The following is a 17,828-nucleotide window of genomic DNA, read 5'->3' on the forward strand; positions in this document are numbered from 1 at the left end:
TGTGGGAGAGTAGGACGCCGCCGAACAATCATTGTGGGAAAGCCCCGCACCTCTGGTGCGGGGCTTTCCTGCGTTCAGGGGTCGATTAGGGTCGGCCGCATGCGCTATGACCTCGTCATCTTCGACAACGACGGAGTGCTCGTCGACAGCGAGCCCCTGTCCAACACCCTCCTGGCTGCCTATCTCACCGAGCTGGGGCACCCCACCACGTACGAGGAGTCCCTGCGGGACTACATGGGCGCCGCGATGCACCGGGTGCACGACATCGTCCGGGAGCGGACCGGGCAGGACCTGCCGGCGGACTTCGACGACACGTTCCATGCCCGCGTCTTCGCTGCGTTCGAACGGGAGTTGGCGGCTGTCGACGGGGTGACCGAAGTGCTCGAGAAGCTCCGCGCCGATGCCGTCCCCTACTGCGTCGCGTCGTCCGGCAGTCATGAGCGCATCCGGATCGGGCACCGCACGACCGGACTGGACCGGTGGTTCAGGGAAGGGACCGTCTTCAGCGCCCAGGACGTCGGCAGGGGCAAGCCGGCACCCGACCTGTTCCTCCATGCCGCCGAGCGGATGGGTGTGGCGCCCGAGCGGTGCGTGGTCGTCGAGGACAGCCGTCTCGGCGTGCAGGCGGCGCTCGCGGCCGGGATGGACGTGTACGGATTCACCGCCATGACCCCTGCGGCCGAACTGGCGGGCGCCGACGGACACTTCGCAACCATGGCGGAGTTGCCCGCACTCCTCGCATGAACGCTGCCCGGGCGACGCCGGCAGGTCGGCGGCGCCGTTCGCGGTGGAGCGGGTCGTACGACGCTGCCCGTGTGACGCGTCTACCGTCCGGTAGAGCCCGGGCTTACGCTGTGCGGCCATGACAGAACCGCGGTTGCGCCACGGGCGGACCTCCCTCGCGTTCAGTTTCTCCTCGCAGGGTGTCGCGTTCGCTCTCCTCGTGACCCGAATACCCGCCATCCAGGAGCGGTACGGGATATCCGACGCCCTGCTGCCGCTGTTCCTCGCGGCGGTGCCCGTCCTCGCCGGGGTGGGCAGCGTGCTGACCGAGCGGATCGTGCGGCGCGCGCCCGTGAGTGCGGTGCTTCGCTGGGCCCAGCCGGTGGTGCTGCTGGCGCTGCTCGGTGTGGCCGCGGGTGACGAGATGTGGCACGTGGCCGTCGCGCTCGGGGTGTTCGGGCTGTCGGTGGGCGCGCTCGACGCGTCGATGAACATGCTGGGCGTCGGACTCCAAGCGGCGTACGGGCGCAGCATCATGCTCGGCTTCCATGCGGCGTACAGCCTCGGCGGGATCGTCGGCGCCTCACTCGCCTGGGCGGGTGCCCACTGGGACCTGGCGCTCGTCGTCTCCTACTCCCCGGTGGTCGTGGTGCTGGTGCCCGCGGCGCTGATGGGCAGCCGGTGGTACTACGGCGGGGAGCGCCCACAAGGCCGCCCGGAGACCGGCGACGGCGGCAAGAACAGCGCGGCCGGCGACGGCGGCCGGGTGGCGTTCAGGATGCTGCTGCCGCTCGCGCTGGTGATGACCTTCGCGTACATCGGCGACTCGACCGTCTCCAACTGGAGCGCCAAATATCTGCAGGACGTCCTCGGCAGCTCGGAGGAGCTGGCGACCGTCCCGTACAACGCCTACATGGTGACGACCCTGGTGGGCCGGGCCGTCGGGGACCTCGGGGTGCGGCGCTTCGGGGCCGTGGCCGTCGTCCGGTGCGGGGCGGTGCTGGCGGCGGCCGGGTTCGCCGTGGTGGCGGCCGCGCCAGGGGCGTGGACGGGCATGGCGGGCTTCACGGTGCTGGGGCTCGGCCTGTGCGTGATCGTGCCGCAGACCTTCGCGGCGGCGGGCCGGCTGTTCGAGGGCCGGAGCGACGCGGCCGTGGCGCGGCTGAACGTCTTCAACTACGTCGGCTTCCTCATCGGGTCGCCCTTGGTCGGGGCGCTGGGGGACGCCTGGAGCTACCGCGGGGCGATGCTCGTACCGATGGCGCTCGTGTTGTTGACGCTGGTGTACGCCGGATCGTTCGGCGACGGGAGGGCCCGATACGGTGTCGGGCATGAGCGGCCGCGGATTGCTGATGTGGGACGAGGCGGTAACCGGGTATGACTTCGGTTCCGGCCATCCGATGGATCCGGTGCGGCTCGCACTGACCATGGGGCTGGTGCGGGCCTACGGGCTGGACCGGGCGATGCGGGTGGTCGCCGCCAGGCCGGCCGGGGAGTCGACGCTGCGGCTCGTGCACCGGGAGGACTACGTGGACGCGGTGCGGGCGGCGTCGGCCGACCCGAAGGCCGCGGACCAGTCGTACGGGCTCGGCACGGTCGACGACCCGGCGTTCGAGGGGATGCACGAGGCGTCGGCGCTGATCGCCGGGCAGTCCGTCGGCGCGGCGGAGGCCGTGTGGCGCGGAGAGGCCGACCATGCGGTCAACTTCGCCGGCGGGCTGCACCACGCGATGCCGGGGAGCGCCTCCGGGTTCTGCATCTACAACGACGCGTCGCTGGCCATCGCGCGGCTGCTCGAGCTCGGCGCGGAACGGGTGGCCTACGTCGACGTGGACGTCCACCACGGGGACGGCGTGCAGGCGGCGTTCTGGGACGACCCGCGGGTCCTGACGGTGTCGCTGCACGAACACCCGCAGACCCTGTTCCCGCAGACCGGCCGGCCGGAGGAGACGGGCGGGGCCGGTCCCGCGGAGGGCTCCGCGGTGAACGTGGCGCTGCCGGCCGGCACGGGGGACCAGGGCTGGCTGCGGGCGTTCCACGCGGTCGTGCCCGAACTGCTGGCCGACTTCCGGCCGCAGATCCTGGTGACACAGCACGGGGCGGACACACACTTCGAGGACCCGCTGGCGCACCTGGCGGTGTCGCTCGACGCGCAGCGCGCCGTCCAGGAGGCGTGCCACGCCCTGGCGCACGAGCACGTGGAGGGCGGCCGGTGGCTCGCGCTCGGCGGCGGCGGTTACGCGGTGGTCGACGTGGTCCCCCGGTCGTGGACGCATCTGGTGGGGATCGCGGCGCACCAGCCGGTCGAGCCCGAGTCGGTGATTCCCTCGTCGTGGCGGGACGAGGTGTACGCGCGGACGCGGCAGTTGGCTCCGGCCCGGATGACGGACGGCCGGTGGCCGGCGGCCTGGCGCGGCTGGGAGGAGGGCTACGACCCCGCGGACCGGCTGGACCAGGCGGTGCTGGCGACGCGGCGGGCGGTCTTCCCGCTGCGGGGACTGCTTGCCTGAGGCCGGCCGACCGGGTGCCTGACGGACGTTGGGCCAACTGTGCGGGTTGTTCGGGGTTTTCGCGTGGTGGGTGTCTCTCTGCGTCAGCATCGGGAGGGTGTTGAGCACCGAGGCGCTGCGGGCGCATCTGCTGGCGTCCCGGCTGGCCGGTGACGTCGCCACCTCCCGGGAGACGAGTCTGCGCAGCTATCGCGCGTTCGTCGCCCGCGATCCGCGGGTCACCCTCGGACTGGACCCCCGGTGGGCCTGGAGCGTGCGGGACGTCATCGCCCTCATGGCGGACAGGTGCGGGGTCTCGGCCGATCCCGAGCACGTGACCGGGGCGGACGTCATCGACCCGGAGCGGACCCTCGGCAGGCTCGCCGCGTTCGCGGAGCGGCTGGGCGCGGTGGCCGCGCAGGGCGGGGCGGTGCTGTTCGGCACCGGACATCCGCACCGGCTGCTCGGGTTCTACGCCGATCTGGCAGACGCGCTGTCGGCGGCGGGGTGTTCCGTACTCACACCCGCGCAGGGGCGATGTGTCGACATAACGACCCGGTTCGGCGTACGCACGTACCGGCTCGAATACGTACGGGGGGTGGCGCGGCTCCGGGAGGCGGGCGCCGGCGGCGCGGGAGCCCACAGTCATTCCCCGCTGCCGGTCAGGGTCGCGCTGGGGGCGGCCGCGGACGCCGGCGGGCGGCTGCCCGACCTGGTCGTCGGTGATCACGGCTGGGTCTGCGGAGCAGGTCAACTGGGTATCGAGGCCATCGGACTGGCCGACACCGACGATCCGGCGCTGTTCGTCGGTGAGGCGGAGGGGCAGGTGTCCGTCGCCGTTCCGCTTGATGACGCCGTAAGGTCCGATTACTACCGGCCGTTGACGCGCTATGTGCTCAATCGGGCGTGTCTGTCACAGTAGGCGGCCGATCGCTGCTCCTCTTCCCCACTCGCATCACCCGCCCCTAGTCTGGGCAGTGAGCGCACAGCGACGAAGAGTCACCGGAGGGGAAGCCGGTGCGCGTCGGGTGCGGAAGGTACAGGTGGGTCATGGCTGCTGGCAGCGAGAGGCCTCTCAACGAGGTCAAGTTCCTTACCGTGGCGGAAGTCGCCTCGGTGATGCGGGTGTCGAAGATGACCGTGTACCGCTTGGTGCACAGTGGTCATCTGCCGGCGATCCGGGTGGGGAGGTCCTTCCGGGTACCGGAGCAAGCGGTTCACGAGTATCTCCGCGAATCCTTCGTGGGGGTGGAATCCGCGTAACGGAGGAGGGACGGCCGCCCTCGGATTACGTCCCTCACTCAGCGGCAGGTAGGCTAGGCCGACGTAGGTCGTGTGGGCCCAGACGCCCCGCACCGAGTGAAGAGAAGTGAGCGAGGGTAGTCGTGGGCTCTGTTATCAAGAAGCGGCGTAAGCGGATGGCCAAGAAGAAGCACCGCAAGCTGCTCAAGCGCACCCGCGTTCAGCGTCGCAACAAGAAGTAAGCGGCAGCTGAGCGTGTCCTTCGGCCCCTCCACCAGTCCGGTGGAGGGGCCGAGGTGCTTCTCCGGGTCCGGGACGGACTCCGTACGGAGCAAGAGTGGAGCACTGGTGGACACGACGTGGCAAAAGTCCGTCGTGCGGTCATCACAGCGCAACAGTGACGCGCTACGGTGACGCCAGGAGCTAGGGAAGGCGCTGATCTTGGGCAAGGTCGTGCTCGTCACCGGAGTGGCCCGGCAGCTCGGCGGCCGTCTCGTACGGCGGATCCAGCGGGATCCCGAGGTGGACCGGGTGATCGGGGTCGACGCCGAGGGGCCCGGACACCATCTGGGCGGGGCCGAGTTCGTGCGTGCCGACATCCGCCGGCCCGCGATCGCGAGGGTCCTCGCCGAGCACGCCGTGGACACGGTGGTCCATATGGACGTCACCGGGACGCCGCTGGGCGCCGGCGGCCGCACGGCCGTCAAGGAGACCAACGTCATCGGCACCATGCAGCTGCTCGGCGCCTGCCAGAAGTCACCGACCGTCAAGCGGCTGGTGATCAAATCGAGTACGAGCGTGTACGGCTCCGCCCCCCGCGACCCGGCGGTCTTCACGGAGACCACCCCGCCCAAGTCGCTGCCGAGCGGTGGATTCGCCAAGGACGCCGTCGAGGTCGAGGGATACGTACGCGGCTTCGCCCGCCGCCGGCCCGACGTGGCGGTGTGCGTGCTGCGCTTCGCCAACATCCTCGGACCGTGCGCGGACTCGCCGCTCGCCGAGTTCTTCTCGTTGCCGGTGATGCCGACGGTCTTCGGCTACGACCCCCGGCTCCAGTTCGTCCACGAGGACGACGTGATCGACGTACTGCGGATCGCCCTCCACGAGCCGCGCCGCGGCACGCTCAACAGCGGCACCTTCAACATCGCGGGTGACGGTGTGCTGACGCTGTCGCAGTGCTCGCGGCGGCTGGGGCGGCCGACGATCCCGCTGCTGCTCCCTGCGGTCACCTGGGTGGGCTCGGCGCTGCGGACGGTCGGTTTCACCGACTTCTCGCCCGAGCAGATCCGGCTGCTCACGCACGGACGGGTGGTGAGCACCGTTCAGATGCGCGAGACACTGGGCTTCCGGCCGAAGTACACGACCGCGGAGACGTTCGCGGACTTCGCACGCAGCCGTGGCCCGGGGCTGCTGCCGCCGAAGGCGGTCGCCGAGGCGGTGGACCGGGTCGCGGAGGCCCTGTCGCTCGGCGTCCTCGACGCGGTGCCCGTCGAGGACGGCGGGCGAGCGGTCACCCAGACGACGCACAGCAGCGGACAGCCCGGATAAGGAGCGCAGCCGACGATGGCGGACGCCAAGGTCATTCCGTTCGACGACGACCGGTCGCGCGGCGGCGCCGCGCAGCGCCCGGCACGGCGGCGCTCCGCGTCCGGCGGCCTGCGCAAGGCGGAACCGGCGGCGGTGCGGGACGCCGCGCTGAGCCCGCTGCCCGGCCCGCAGGCCGGTGAGGGCGGTACGGGCCCCGACACCGGCCCGGCGGCCCCCGCCGAGCCGGTCCGTGGCGCCGTCTCCGCGGCTTCCGGCGTGTCGGGTGAGGCCGGCGGCTCCCCGCAGGACGGGAGGGCCGCCGAGGCCCCCGTGACGGCCGCCGGGGAGACGCCGGGGCCGGCGGACAGCGGCTGGGACCGGAGGATCGCCGGCGGGCTGGCGTTCCTGCGGCGACGCCTCACGGGCGACTACGAGGTCGACGAGTTCGGCTACGACGCCGAGCTCACCGACCAGGTCCTGATGTCGATGCTGCGGCCGATGTACCAGAAGTACTTCCGCGTCGAGGTCAAGGGCATCGAGAACATCCCGTCGGAGGGCGGGGCGCTGGTGGTGGCGAACCACTCGGGCACCGTGCCGCTGGACGGGCTGATGCTCCAGGTCGCCGTGCACGACAACCATCCGGCGGGCCGCCATCTGCGGCTGCTGGCCGCGGATCTGGTGTTCATGCTGCCGGTGGTCAACGAACTGGCCCGGAAGGCCGGTCACACCTTGGCGTGCACGGAGGACGCGGAAAGGCTGCTCCAGTGCGGTGAGGTCGTCGGTGTGATGCCGGAGGGCTTCAAGGGCATCGGCAAGCCGTTCAGCGAGCGTTACAAGCTTCAGCGTTTCGGCCGGGGCGGCTTCGTCTCCACGGCACTGCGGGCGGGCGTGCCGATCGTGCCGTGTTCGATCGTCGGGGCGGAGGAGATCTACCCGATGATCGGCAACGCGAAGACGCTGGCGCGGCTGCTCGGCTTCCCGTACTTCCCGATCACTCCGACGTTCCCGTGGCTCGGACCGCTGGGGGCTGTGCCCCTGCCGACGAAGTGGACGATCCAGTTCGGGGAGCCGATCGCGACGGACGGGTACCCGCCGGAGGCGGCGGAGGACCCGATGCTGATGTTCAACCTGACGGACCAGGTGCGCGAGCAGATCCAGCACACGCTCTACAAGCTGCTGGTGCAGCGCCGCTCGGTCTTCTTCTAGGTCCTGCCCGGGCCCGAGCAGACCGCCCGGACAGCGCCTGGCCGTGCCGACGCTGCCGGAGCGTCATGGACACCGGTGAGGGGTGGGTCCCGACCGGGACCCACCCCTCAGCCGCGCGTGGTGCTTCCGCCGACGTCAGCCGTCGTCCTCGGCCTCGAAACCGAGACCCGGGAGGATGCCCGGCAGCAGCGGCGGGATGGTGATCTCCGGATGCGGCGGCTCCGAGCCCTTGCCGGACGGGGAGGGGCTCGCCTGCCCCTGCGGCGGATCGAGGAGACCACCGGTGTTGCCCCCGAGCAGGCCGTCGTTCGGCGAACCCGAGGTGGAGCCGGACGGGCTGGGACTGGTGTCCCCGCTCCCGTGCCCGCCGTCGGCGCCGGGCGAAGTCGATGCCGTACGGTCCGGGTCGGCGGTGCGCCCCGAGTCCTGTGAGGCGCCCGGGCCCTGGGAGTCGCGTTGCTTCTCCGGGGTGCGGGGCAGCATCGACTCGAGCGGGCCGACCTGTTCGTCTATGGCGTCGAAGGCGGAGTCGACGTCGTTGCCGACGTCGGTCAGCTGGGCGGGCAGCCGGTCGCGCAGTCCGTCCCACGTGTCGCGGTGCGAGCGGGAGAAGGAATTGAGCGCGGCCATCGGGGCGAGCGACCCGTCGCGCTCGTATGCGGCGCTGAGCAGGCGGTGGCCTTCGGTGACGTCGTGCCGCATGCCGTTGAGCGTGCGGCGGACCTCGCCCAGGGACTCGTGGTCCAGTGCGCCGCCGCGGTCCCGCTCCATCAGCCGGCGGGCCTCGCTCAGGCGGGTCGACGCCTGGTCGAGGTAGAGCTCACCGCGGTCGGAGTCACCGTCCGCGAGGCCGAGCTTGAAGTCCTCCATGCCGCGCTTCAGCCCGTACAGCGAGTCACCGGGGAGGGCGTCGGAACTTGCAGCGGCCACTCCGCCGAATGCCCCGGCCGCCACACCGACGGTCAGCCCGCCGGCGGCGAGCCCTTTCGACCAGCGGGAACGCGGTCGCAATTTCCGGAGCGGGGATGCCCGGTGCGCGCCGCGGCCGGAGGTCCGCTGCTCGGGCACCGTAGGGCCCGTGGACGCACCCCCTCTGCCTTCCTGGAGCAGCGATTCCATCGCCGCCACGAGCTGTGCCCGCTGCACCACCTTGACCTCGGGGTCCAGCTGCGGCTTCGGCAGTTCGCCGAGACCGTGGGCCAGGGTCAACAGCCGTTCGTGCTCGGGCGGTTCGACGGACTCGACCGATTCGTCGGGCTGTTCGGCCGCCTGGTCTTCCAAGGCCTGGGCGAAGGCGTTCGCCCGCCGGTGCGCCGAAACGTTCGCGATCACTGGCGGCACCTCCTCTCGTCATGACGATCGACTCCCCTGAGGGTCTGGAGGGTTGCACACCTTGAGTACATCCACACGAACGAGTGAGTGGCTGCGGGCATGGCGCGTCCAGAGGGAGCCTGCATTCCGCACAACGAGCGTCGCGGCACTTGGGTTACGCGCGAAAGATGATCGGACCAGTGCGTCATCGAGGCGTCACCGATTGTCAGTTGGGGACGGGGGACGGGGGCCGTGGGGGAGTGGGGGAACGGTGGGGCTCTGTCGCGGGGGAACGGCTCAGCGTGCGTCGTCGGGCAGCAGTCGGGCGAGCGTGCGGACCGCCCGGTACTGAAGGGTCTTGATCGCGCCCTCGTTCTTGCCCATCGCCCTGGCCGTCTCCGCGACGGACAGGCCTTGCAGGAAGCGGAGCGTGACGCACTCCTGCTGCTGGGGGTTGAGCTTGCGGACGGCTTCGAGCAGCGCGGCGTTGGAGAGGGACTCCAGGACCGAGTCCTCCGGGCTGCGCTCGACCTCGTTGGCGTCGAGCATCTCGCCGGTGGTCACTTCCAGGCGGAAGCGGCTCGATTTGAAGTGGTCGGCGACCAGATTGCGGGCGATCGTGACGAGCCAGGCGCCGAAGTCCCGGCCCTGCCAGGTGAAGGTGGAGATGCGGCGCAGGGCGCGCAGGAAGGTCTCACTGGTGAGGTCCTCCGCCGTGGCCTTTCCGCCGACGCGGTAGTAGATGTAGCGGTAGACGGTGTCGCTGTACTGGTCGTACAGCCGGCCGAAGGCCTCGGCCTCGCCCGCCTGGGCGCGCTCGACCAGGTCCATCATGCGGGCGCTGTCGCTGTCGGCGGTGGGCCGGCGGGTGGCGGCGTGGGCGCCTGAGCTGCCCCGGCCCGCCCTTCTGCCCGAGGCCCGTCCGTCGGCCGACCGCCGCCCCTCGTCGACTGCGCTGCGCGCGGGACCCTTCTGCAGGCCGTCGGTCAGGGCGTAGCAGGGTGCTGCCGGACCGCCGGCGGCGAGGCCGGGGGTGGCGTATGCGGGGACGGTGTACGCGGCGGGGACAAGGCCGCGCAAGTGGTCGAGGACCGCTGCGCGCAGCGTAGCCAGGCCCGAGGCGTCAACCCCGACGTGTGGGTACACGGGACTCCCAGAGGCAGAGCTTCCATCACGAGCAGTGCGGGACCGTTCACCCGTCGTGATGACTGGTGGGGTGGTCCGTCATGCGTCTGAGGAGAATAACGCTTCGTACAGGCAGCGCTACACCCAGTTGCTCAAATCGTCGTTTCCGTCGCTTCTATTACGTCTTAGGGCCGCAACTGGTCGCACATTGTGAGCACTTGTTGATCGAATTACGTCGACAACTGTCTTATCGGGCGGTGAGTTGTGGCCGGGCCGTGACAAGAGGACTGGCTGGGGGCCCGGAGGGGTAACACCCGTGGATTGGCCGCCGACACGCCGGGGAGCACGTGTTCGGAAGCGTGCGACGGCCGCGGGCCGTCGGTGAAAGGCCGCGCGGGGTCCGCGGCGGCGGCTGTGGGGCGTGACCGCGTCAGCGCCGGCGGCGGTGGAGCGCGACCGCGGCCGCGGTGCCGCCCGCCAGGGCTCCCACCCCGGCCGCAGCGGGGATGCCGACCTTGGCCGCCTTGCGGCCGGTGCGGTAGTCGCGCAGCCGCCAGTCCCGCTGCCGGGCATGCTTGCGCAGCTTGGTGTCCGGGTTGATCGCGTACGGATGGCCGACGAGCGAGAGCATCGGGATGTCGTTGTGGCTGTCGCTGTACGCCGCGCAGCGGGACAGGTCGAGGCCCTCCGCCGCGGCCAGCGCGCGCACGGCCTCGGCCTTCGCCGGGCCGTGCAGCGGTTCGCCGACGAGCTTGCCCGTGTAGACGCCGTCGACCGACTCGGCGACGGTGCCGAGCGCGCCGGTCAGGCCGAGGCGGCGGGCGATGATCGTCGCGGTCTCCACGGGCGCCGCCGTGACCAGCCATACCTTCTGGCCGGCGTCGAGGTGGGCCTGGGCGAGCGCGCGGGTGCCCGGCCAGATGCGGTCGGCCATGTACTCGTCGTAGATCTCCTCGCCGATGCTCATCAGCTCGGAGACGCGGTGGCCCTTGACGATGGAGAGGGCGCTGTCGCGGGCGTCCTGCATGTGCTCGGGGTCCTCGACGCCGGCCAGCCGGAACCACGCCTGCTGCCAGGCGAACCTCGCCAGTTCGCGGCGCTGGAAGAACTTGCGCTTGTAGAGCCCGCGGCCGAAGTGGAAGATCGCGGCGCCCTGCATGACCGTGTTGTCGAGGTCGAAGAAGGCGGCGGCGCGCTCGTCGCCCGCGACGGGGAACTCCGGTTCCACGGCAGGGGCGGTGACGTCCTGTGCCTCGAGTGCCTCGATCGTCTGCGAGGACTTCCGTGCTGCCTCGGCTGCGGCTTCGCCCGCGAGCACGCTGCGTGCCGTGGCGGAGCGCCTGCGCGGGGTGAGCCATCCCAGTGCGGCCATGTCGTGAGCATAGCCAGTCTGTTCGGTACTTCCTGACGCACGAGGATGCGGCGGCGTGAACAGTCCGCGACCGCGCTGTTAAGGGGAGCGGCGAGAATGGGCGTATGAGTCCACTGCTGCGGCGTACGAAGAAGAACTCCGGGGAACACATGGTGACCCTCATCGGGAAGCCCGGATGTCATCTCTGTGACGATGCGCGCGCCGTGGTGGAGCAGGTGTGCGCGGAGGCCGGCGTCCCCTGGGAGGAGAAGGACATCAACCAGGACGAGGAGCTGCACCGCGCCTACTGGGAGCAGATCCCGGTGGTGCTCGTCGACGGCGAGCAGCACACCTTCTGGAAGGTGGACGCGGCCCGGCTGCGGCGCGCGCTGGGCGCGTAGGTCCTGTCCGCCCGGACAGGACCCGCGCCGCGTCAGGTCCCGCGTCCACGGAAGTGCACGGCGCGCCGTCGCGGCCCTATCGGCATTCGATGACGGCAGGGCACAGTAGGCGGAATCAGGCGGTCTCGGGGGCGTATTCGAGAGGAGAGTGTCCGATTTTGCGCCCTTCGGTAGCCCTGCGGTCACGATCGGTTCGCGGTTCCTCGATCCGGCCGCCGAATTGCGTGACCCCGGTCACTTTGGACGGACAAAGCGGACACCATCTTTGTGCACGCGTTCACAAAGACATAGCCTGCTGTCGACGGGGCGGTCCTGGGACACACGGCCGCCTGCAGCCTCGCTCATCCCCCAGGAGCACCGTGGCAACTGGCCGAAATCACCGACCGGCGACCCGTAGCCGAGGAATCCCCGAGGCCACCGTCGCCCGGCTTCCGCTGTACCTTCGCGCACTGACCGCGCTGTCGGAGCGTTCCGTACCCACGGTCTCGTCCGAGGAGCTCGCGGCGGCCGCGGGCGTCAACTCCGCGAAGCTGCGCAAGGACTTCTCCTACCTCGGCTCGTACGGGACCCGGGGCGTCGGCTACGACGTGGAGTATCTCGTCTACCAGATCTCCCGGGAACTGGGCCTGACCCAGGACTGGCCGGTTGTGATCGTAGGAATCGGTAACCTCGGCGCCGCGCTCGCCAACTACGGCGGCTTCGCGTCCCGTGGTTTCCGGGTCGCCGCGCTGATCGACGCCGACCCCACCATGGCCGGAAGGCCCGTCGCGGGCATCCCGGTGCAGCACACGGACGAGCTCGAGAAGATCATCAGCGACAACGGGGTCTCGATCGGCGTCATCTCCACGCCCGCCGGCGCCGCGCAGCAGGTGTGCGAACGCCTGATCGCCGCCGGTGTCACCTCCATCCTGAACTTCGCGCCCACCGTGCTGTCCGTGCCGGACGGCGTGGACGTGCGCAAGGTCGACCTCTCGATCGAGCTCCAGATCCTCGCCTTCCACGAGCAGCGCAAGGCCGGCGAAGAGGCCGAGGCCGCGAACCGCAAGGGCCCCGACGGTGACATGTCCGCGGTGATGCCGGCATGAGTCTCCTGGTCGTAGGGCTGAGCCACCGCAGCGCACCCGTGAGTGTGCTGGAGCGGGCATCCCTGCCCACCGACGCGCGGATCAAGCTTCTCCAGGACACCCTGGCCGCGGAACCCGCCACCGAGGCGACGGTGCTCGCCACGTGCAACCGCATCGAGCTGTACGCGGACGTGGACAAGTTCCACGCCGGTGTCGCCGAGCTGTCCACGCTGCTCGCCCGGCACAGCGGCGTGGGCCTCGAGGAGCTCACCCCCTATCTCTACGTGCACTACGAGGACCGGGCCGTCCACCACCTCTTCTCGGTGGCCTGCGGCCTGGACTCGATGGTCGTCGGCGAGGGGCAGATCCTCGGCCAGATAAAGGACGCGCTGGCGCTCGGGCAGGAACTGCACACCGCCGGACGGCTGATCAACGACCTGTTCCAGCAGGCGCTGCGGGTCGGCAAGCGCGCGCACAGCGAGACCGGGATCGACCGGGCCGGGCAGTCGCTCGTCACCTTCGGTCTCGAGCAGCTCGCCGCGGGCGAGCCGGTCGAGACCTGGGCACGGGACCGGAAGGCGCTCGTCATCGGCGCCGGCTCGATGTCCTCGCTGGCCGCCACGACGCTGGCGCGCCTCGGCGTGCGGGAACTCGTCATCGCCAACCGGACCATGGAACGCGCGGAGCGGCTGGCCGCGGTGCTGTCCGAGGGCGGTGTGAGCGCGCGCGCCGTGCGCATGTCGGACGTGCCCGCCGAGCTTGCCCTGGCCGACGTGGCCGTGTCGTGCACCGGTGCGACGGGCCTGGTGCTGACGGCCGAGTCGGTCGCGGCGGCGCTCGCGCAGCACGTGGTGCCCGGCGCGGCGGTCCTCGAGGACCTGCGTGCGCCGGAAGGAAGCCTGGTCGCCCGCCTCGCCGCCGTCGCGGCGCGCGACGGACGGGTGGCCGAGCTGCCCGGACGCCACGACGACCTCGCGGGACTTCCCGGGGTGCCGCCCGCCGCTGCCGACGCCGACGCGCCGGTCTCCGCCGTGGAACAGGGCGCGGACAGCGCCGTGGCCTTCGCGGCCGCGGATGTTGCCCCGGGCACCGAGCCCGCCGTCACGGACGCCGCCGAGTGCCCCGTCGGGCTCGACGACTCCCTCGTCCAGCACGGCGCCTGGGTCGACAACGGCTCACGCGCCCCACGGGGGGCGGACCGCACGGTCGTCGCGCACGGCGCCGGGCCGGGACGGCTCGGGCTGCTGGACCTGGCGATGCCGAGGGACATCGACGCCGCCGTCCACCGCCTCGCGGGCGTACGCCTCGTCGACATCGAGTCCCTCGCGGAGGCCTCGGCCGACGCGCCCATGGCCGCCGACGTGGACCAGGTCCGCTCGATCGTCTCCGACGAGGTCGCCGCCTTCGGCGCCGCCCAGCGTGCCGCGCACATCACGCCTACCGTGGTCGCCCTGCGCACCATGGCCGCCGATGTGGTGGCGGGCGAGATGGCGCGCCTCGAGGGGCGGCTGACCGGACTCGACGAGAAGCAGCGGGCCGAGATCACCCAGACCGTGCGCCGCGTGGTGGACAAGCTCCTGCACGCGCCCACCGTGCGGGTCAAGCAGCTGGCCGGAGAACCCGGCGGCGCCGGGTACGCGGACGCGCTGCGGACACTCTTCGACCTCGACCCGGAGACGGTCGCCTCCGTCAGCCGGGCCGACCTGAATGACGCAGATGTCAAGAACCGAGGGCGAGTATGACCGAGAGGGCACTGAGGCTCGGAACCCGGCGCAGCAAGCTGGCCATGGCCCAGTCCGGGCAAGTGGCCGAGGCGGTGCGCCGGCTGACCGGCCGCGCCGTCGAGCTCGTCGAGATCACCACGTACGGGGACGTGTCCCGTGAGCATCTCGCGCAGATCGGCGGCACCGGCGTGTTCGTCGCCGCGCTGCGTGAGGCGCTGGCGCGCGGGGAGGTCGACTTCGCCGTTCACTCGCTGAAGGACCTGCCCACGACCCAGCCCGACGAGCTGGCGCTCGCGGCCGTGCCGAAGCGTGAGGACCCGCGCGACGTGCTGATCGCACGCGACGGCCTCAGCTTCGAACGGCTGCCGAACGGCGCCCGGATCGGGACCGGTTCGCCGCGCCGGATGGCGCAGCTGAACGCGTACGCCCGCACGCACGGCCTGACGATCGAGACGGTGCCGATCCGCGGCAACGTCGACACCCGCATCGGATTTGTACGGAACGGGGAGCTCGACGCCGTCGTGCTCGCCGCGGCCGGACTCAACCGCATCGGCAGGACCGACGAGGTGACCGACTTCCTGTCGGTGGACTTCGTCCTGCCCGCTCCCGGCCAGGGGGCACTGGCGATCGAGTGTTCCGCGTCCGACGCGGACCTCACCGCCGCGCTCGCCGAGCTCGACGACCCGCACACGCGGGCCGCCGTGACCGCCGAGCGATCCCTGCTCGCCGCCCTGGAGGCCGGCTGCTCCGCACCTGTGGGTGCGCTGGCCGACCTGTTGGGCGACGGCCAGGCATTCACCGAAATGCGCCTGCGCGGCGTCGTCGGCACGACCGACGGCTCTTCGCTGGTGCAGCTGTCCACCACCGGTCCCGTACCCACGTCGCACGACGACGCGGCGGCGCTCGGACGCGAACTCGCGGACGAGATGCTCGCCAAGGGTGCGGCTGGTCTTATGGGGGAGCGAGCACTTTGAGCCCCACCACCTCGAACCGTCCGCCCCTTCCGGCACACGGACACGGGCACGTCACCTTCCTGGGTGCCGGTCCCGGCGATCCCGGTCTGCTGACTCTGCGCGCCGTCGAGGCGCTTGCCGGCGCCGACGTGCTGGTCGCCGAGCCGCAGGTGCTCGACGTCGTTCGCGGCCATGCGCGGGCGAGCGTGAGCACGCCTGAACTGACGGTTATTGACGACGTGTCAACAACCGCCGGAATCCCCGTACTCAGGGATGCGGCCAATCTTGTCATGGAGGCCGCACGGGGCGGCAAGCGGGTCGTCCGTGCGGTGACCGGTGACCCCGGCCTGGACACCGACGCAGGTCAGGAGATGCTCGCCTGCGCCGCGGCGGGGATTCCCTTCGAGGTCGTGCCCGGTGTGGCGACCGCGGTGGGCGTGCCCGCGTACGCGGGTGTCCCGCTCCGTGACGAGCAGGGCGCCGACGTCAGGTTCGTCGACGCGCGGACCGCTTCCGACCGCTGCTGGAGCGAGGTCGGCGCCAGCGACGGCACGGCCGTCGTCTCCGCCACGCTCGAGACGGTCGCCGCGGCGGCCGGCGAGCTGGTCGCGGCCGGCCGTAAGCCGGACACCCCGCTCACCGTCACCGTCGCCGGCACGACCACGCGGCAGCGGACCTGGACGGCGACGCTCGGCACGATCGCGCAGACGCTGAAGCAGGCGAAGGTGCTGCCGTCCCCCGACGGCCACCAGCCGGTCATAGCCGTGGTCGGTGAGCGCAGCGCCGCGGCACAGCGTGAGCAGCTCGCGTGGTTCGAGTCCAAGCCGCTGTTCGGCTGGAAGGTGCTCGTGCCGCGTACGAAGGAGCAGGCGGCCTCGCTCTCCGACCAGCTTCGTTCCTACGGCGCCGTGCCGCACGAGGTCCCGACGATCGCCGTCGAACCACCGCGCACGCCGCAGCAGATGGAGCGCGCGGTCAAGGGCCTGGTCACCGGCCGTTACGAGTGGATCGCGTTCACGTCCGTCAACGCCGTGAAGGCGGTGCGGGAGAAGTTCGAGGAGTACGGGCTCGACGCCCGCGCCTTCGCCGGGATCAAGGTCGCGGCGGTCGGCGAGCAGACGGCGGCCGCGCTGGTGGACTTCGGCGTCAAGCCGGACCTCGTGCCGAGCGGTGAGCAGTCCGCGGCCGGTCTGCTGGAGGACTGGCCGCCCTACGACCCGGTCTTCGACCCGATCGACCGCGTCTTCCTGCCGCGCGCCGACATCGCGACCGAGACGCTGGTCGCGGGCCTCATCGAGCTCGGGTGGGAGGTCGACGACGTGACCGCCTACCGGACCGTGCGGGCCTCGCCGCCGCCGGCGGACACCCGCGAGGCGATCAAGGGCGGCGGCTTCGACGCCGTGCTCTTCACCTCGTCGTCGACGGTGCGGAACCTGGTCGGCATCGCCGGCAAGCCGCACAACGTGACCGTGATCGCCTGCATCGGTCCCGCCACCGCGAAGACCGCGGAGGAGCACGGGCTGCGGGTGGACGTGCTGTCCCCCGAGCCGTCCGTGCACCGGCTGGCCGAGGCGCTGGCCGAGTTCGGCGCGGCCCGCCGCGCCGCGGCGGTCGAGGCGGGCGAGCACGTGACGCGCCCGTCGGAGCGCCGTCCGGGCGGCCGGAGGCGTCGCACGACGACCTGAGTGACGTGATCCGGAGGCGGGGCGGGCGGGGAGATCCCCACCCGCCCCGCCTCCGTACGTTCGACAGGCGGGGGCAGACAGGCGTACACCGGAAGCACAAGGATCCTTCCGGGCAGGCAAGTGGGTGACCCCCTGTGAGCGCCAGCACTCTCCACGTCGATCCGTCCAACGCCGAGCAGGCACGCGCCTGGGACGGCGACCAGGGCGCCTACTGGGCGGCACACGCGGAGGACTTCGACCGCGCCGTCCACGCCTACCAGCGCCCGTTCCTCGACGCCGCGAGGCTCCAGCGGGGCGAGCGGGTGCTCGACATCGGCTGCGGCAACGGCCTGACCTCCCGCGCCGCCGCCCGGCTCACCGTCGGCGGGCCCGTGTTCGGCATCGACCTGTCCGCGGCGATGCTGCGCGCCGCCAGGCAGGAGACGGAGCGCGAAGGGCTCGACAGCGTCCGCTACGAGCAGGGCGACGCCCAGACGTACCCGTTCCCCACCGGCGCCTTCGACGTGGCCGTCAGCCGCAACGGGTGCGTGTTCTTCGCCGAGCCGGTCACCGCGTTCCGCAACATCGCCCGCGCCCTGCGGCCCGGCGGGCGGCTGGCACTCCTCGTCTGGCAGGACGCGGAGCGCAACGAATGGTTCACGTCCTTCCTGGGCGCCGTCGCGGTCGGCCGTGACCTTCCCATGCCGCCTCCCGGCGCGCCCGGCCCGTTCTCCATGGCCGACCCGGACGTCGTGGGCGACGTGCTCGTGGCGGCCGGATTCGATTCGCCGCACTTCGACGGGCGCACCCTGCCCATGAACTTCGGACGCGACATCGAGCACGCCGGGCATTTCGTCTCCGGCATGCTGGAGTGGGCGCTGGAAGGGCTCGACGCGCAGGACAGGGAGCGGGCCCTGCGGTCGCTCCGCGCGGACCTCGATTGCCATCTGACCCCGGAAGGCGTCCGCTACGAGTCCGCTGCCTGGATCGTCACCGCGACCAAGCCGTAGGAGCCCGGTCCCACCGACGCGCTGTCGGCATTCGCACC

17 protein-coding genes are annotated in these 17,828 nt (G+C 71.5%); 14 read left to right on the top strand and 3 right to left on the bottom strand.

Translation table 11 applies throughout. The features are described from left to right. The first annotated feature begins 99 nt into the window (after positions 1–99). From ACTMTU_RS24335 to ACTMTU_RS24370, 8 genes are all read left to right on the top strand, one after another. Positions 100–744 (top strand): HAD family hydrolase, encoded by a 645-nt coding sequence (locus tag ACTMTU_RS24335; RefSeq protein ID WP_441265612.1) that lies wholly within the window; start codon positions 100–102, stop codon positions 742–744. 118 nt (positions 745–862) lie between these two features. Continuing rightward, the gene (locus tag ACTMTU_RS24340) at positions 863–2,104 is read left to right on the top strand and encodes an MFS transporter (protein WP_441265613.1); all 1,242 of its coding nucleotides are present in this window, start codon (positions 863–865) and stop codon (positions 2,102–2,104) included. After that, positions 2,055–3,233, top strand: coding sequence for an acetoin utilization protein AcuC (locus tag ACTMTU_RS24345; protein ID WP_441265614.1), 1,179 nt, complete (start codon positions 2,055–2,057; stop codon positions 3,231–3,233). The genes ACTMTU_RS24340 and ACTMTU_RS24345 overlap by 50 nt, the downstream gene beginning before the upstream one ends. Positions 3,234–3,330: 97 nt before the next feature. Further along, entirely contained in the window at positions 3,331–4,134 is an 804-nt protein-coding gene (locus ACTMTU_RS24350) for a phosphatase (RefSeq protein ID WP_441265615.1), read from the top strand. 128 nt (positions 4,135–4,262) lie between these two features. Then, positions 4,263–4,475 carry a helix-turn-helix domain-containing protein gene (locus ACTMTU_RS24355; RefSeq protein ID WP_014046653.1) on the top strand — a complete coding sequence of 71 codons (213 nt, stop codon included), beginning with the start codon at positions 4,263–4,265 and terminating at the stop codon, positions 4,473–4,475. Positions 4,476–4,597: 122 nt separating this feature from the next. After that, on the top strand, positions 4,598–4,696 hold the full coding sequence (locus tag ACTMTU_RS24360) for a 30S ribosomal protein bS22 (protein ID WP_003948845.1): 99 nt from the start codon (positions 4,598–4,600) through the stop codon (positions 4,694–4,696). A gap of 199 nt (positions 4,697–4,895) precedes the next feature. Continuing rightward, complete coding sequence (locus ACTMTU_RS24365; protein ID WP_441265616.1) at positions 4,896–6,002, top strand: NAD-dependent epimerase/dehydratase family protein; 1,107 nt, start codon at positions 4,896–4,898, stop codon at positions 6,000–6,002. Between the two features lie 15 nt (positions 6,003–6,017). Next, entirely contained in the window at positions 6,018–7,187 is a 1,170-nt protein-coding gene (locus ACTMTU_RS24370; protein ID WP_441265617.1) for a 1-acyl-sn-glycerol-3-phosphate acyltransferase, read from the top strand. Between the two features lie 135 nt (positions 7,188–7,322). Here ACTMTU_RS24370 and ACTMTU_RS24375 read toward each other — a convergent pair whose 3' ends face one another. From ACTMTU_RS24375 to ACTMTU_RS24385, 3 genes are all read right to left on the bottom strand, one after another. Further along, on the bottom strand, positions 7,323–8,519 hold the full coding sequence (locus tag ACTMTU_RS24375; RefSeq protein ID WP_441265618.1) for a DUF5667 domain-containing protein: 1,197 nt from the start codon (positions 8,517–8,519) through the stop codon (positions 7,323–7,325). Between the two features lie 276 nt (positions 8,520–8,795). After that, positions 8,796–9,644, bottom strand: coding sequence for an ECF subfamily RNA polymerase sigma factor, BldN family (locus tag ACTMTU_RS24380; RefSeq protein ID WP_441265619.1), 849 nt, complete (start codon positions 9,642–9,644; stop codon positions 8,796–8,798). Positions 9,645–10,053: 409 nt separating this feature from the next. Continuing rightward, positions 10,054–10,995 carry an HAD family hydrolase gene (locus tag ACTMTU_RS24385; protein ID WP_364586109.1) on the bottom strand — a complete coding sequence of 314 codons (942 nt, stop codon included), beginning with the start codon at positions 10,993–10,995 and terminating at the stop codon, positions 10,054–10,056. A 104-nt stretch (positions 10,996–11,099) separates the two neighbouring features. Between ACTMTU_RS24385 and ACTMTU_RS24390 the strand changes: the two genes are divergently transcribed. The 6 genes from ACTMTU_RS24390 to ACTMTU_RS24415 all read left to right on the top strand — a co-directional run bounded on the left by ACTMTU_RS24390 (position 11,100) and on the right by ACTMTU_RS24415 (position 17,790). Then, entirely contained in the window at positions 11,100–11,375 is a 276-nt protein-coding gene (locus ACTMTU_RS24390) for a glutaredoxin family protein (protein ID WP_441265620.1), read from the top strand. Positions 11,376–11,734: 359 nt separating this feature from the next. Further along, positions 11,735–12,460, top strand: coding sequence for a redox-sensing transcriptional repressor Rex (locus ACTMTU_RS24395; protein ID WP_441265621.1), 726 nt, complete (start codon positions 11,735–11,737; stop codon positions 12,458–12,460). Next, positions 12,457–14,181, top strand: a complete 1,725-nt coding sequence (locus tag ACTMTU_RS24400) for a glutamyl-tRNA reductase (protein ID WP_441265622.1) — start codon at positions 12,457–12,459, stop codon at positions 14,179–14,181. The genes ACTMTU_RS24395 and ACTMTU_RS24400 overlap by 4 nt, the downstream gene beginning before the upstream one ends. Beyond that, complete coding sequence (gene hemC, locus ACTMTU_RS24405; RefSeq protein ID WP_441265623.1) at positions 14,178–15,137, top strand: hydroxymethylbilane synthase; 960 nt, start codon at positions 14,178–14,180, stop codon at positions 15,135–15,137. Before ACTMTU_RS24400 ends, hemC begins: the two co-directional genes overlap by 4 nt. Next, positions 15,134–16,801 carry a uroporphyrinogen-III synthase gene (locus ACTMTU_RS24410; protein WP_441265624.1) on the top strand — a complete coding sequence of 556 codons (1,668 nt, stop codon included), beginning with the start codon at positions 15,134–15,136 and terminating at the stop codon, positions 16,799–16,801. Before hemC ends, ACTMTU_RS24410 begins: the two co-directional genes overlap by 4 nt. 134 nt (positions 16,802–16,935) lie before the next feature. Continuing rightward, the gene (locus ACTMTU_RS24415) at positions 16,936–17,790 is read left to right on the top strand and encodes a class I SAM-dependent methyltransferase (protein ID WP_441265625.1); all 855 of its coding nucleotides are present in this window, start codon (positions 16,936–16,938) and stop codon (positions 17,788–17,790) included. The last annotated feature ends 38 nt before the right edge of the window (positions 17,791–17,828 follow it).

Source organism: Streptomyces sp. OZ13 (assembly GCF_052068155.1).
Lineage (GTDB): Bacteria > Actinomycetota > Actinomycetes > Streptomycetales > Streptomycetaceae > Streptomyces.

Coding starts and splice junctions, on each gene's coding strand:
- ACTMTU_RS24335 (WP_441265612.1), top strand. CDS start 100: ATGCGCTATGACCTCGTCATCTTCGACAACGACGGAGTGCTCGTCGAC.
- ACTMTU_RS24340 (WP_441265613.1), top strand. CDS start 863: ATGACAGAACCGCGGTTGCGCCACGGGCGGACCTCCCTCGCGTTCAGT.
- ACTMTU_RS24345 (WP_441265614.1), top strand. CDS start 2,055: ATGAGCGGCCGCGGATTGCTGATGTGGGACGAGGCGGTAACCGGGTAT.
- ACTMTU_RS24355 (WP_014046653.1), top strand. CDS start 4,263: ATGGCTGCTGGCAGCGAGAGGCCTCTCAACGAGGTCAAGTTCCTTACC.
- ACTMTU_RS24370 (WP_441265617.1), top strand. CDS start 6,018: ATGGCGGACGCCAAGGTCATTCCGTTCGACGACGACCGGTCGCGCGGC.
- ACTMTU_RS24385 (WP_364586109.1), bottom strand. CDS start 10,995: ATGGCCGCACTGGGATGGCTCACCCCGCGCAGGCGCTCCGCCACGGCA.
- ACTMTU_RS24390 (WP_441265620.1), top strand. CDS start 11,100: ATGAGTCCACTGCTGCGGCGTACGAAGAAGAACTCCGGGGAACACATG.
- ACTMTU_RS24400 (WP_441265622.1), top strand. CDS start 12,457: ATGAGTCTCCTGGTCGTAGGGCTGAGCCACCGCAGCGCACCCGTGAGT.
- hemC (WP_441265623.1), top strand. CDS start 14,178: ATGACCGAGAGGGCACTGAGGCTCGGAACCCGGCGCAGCAAGCTGGCC.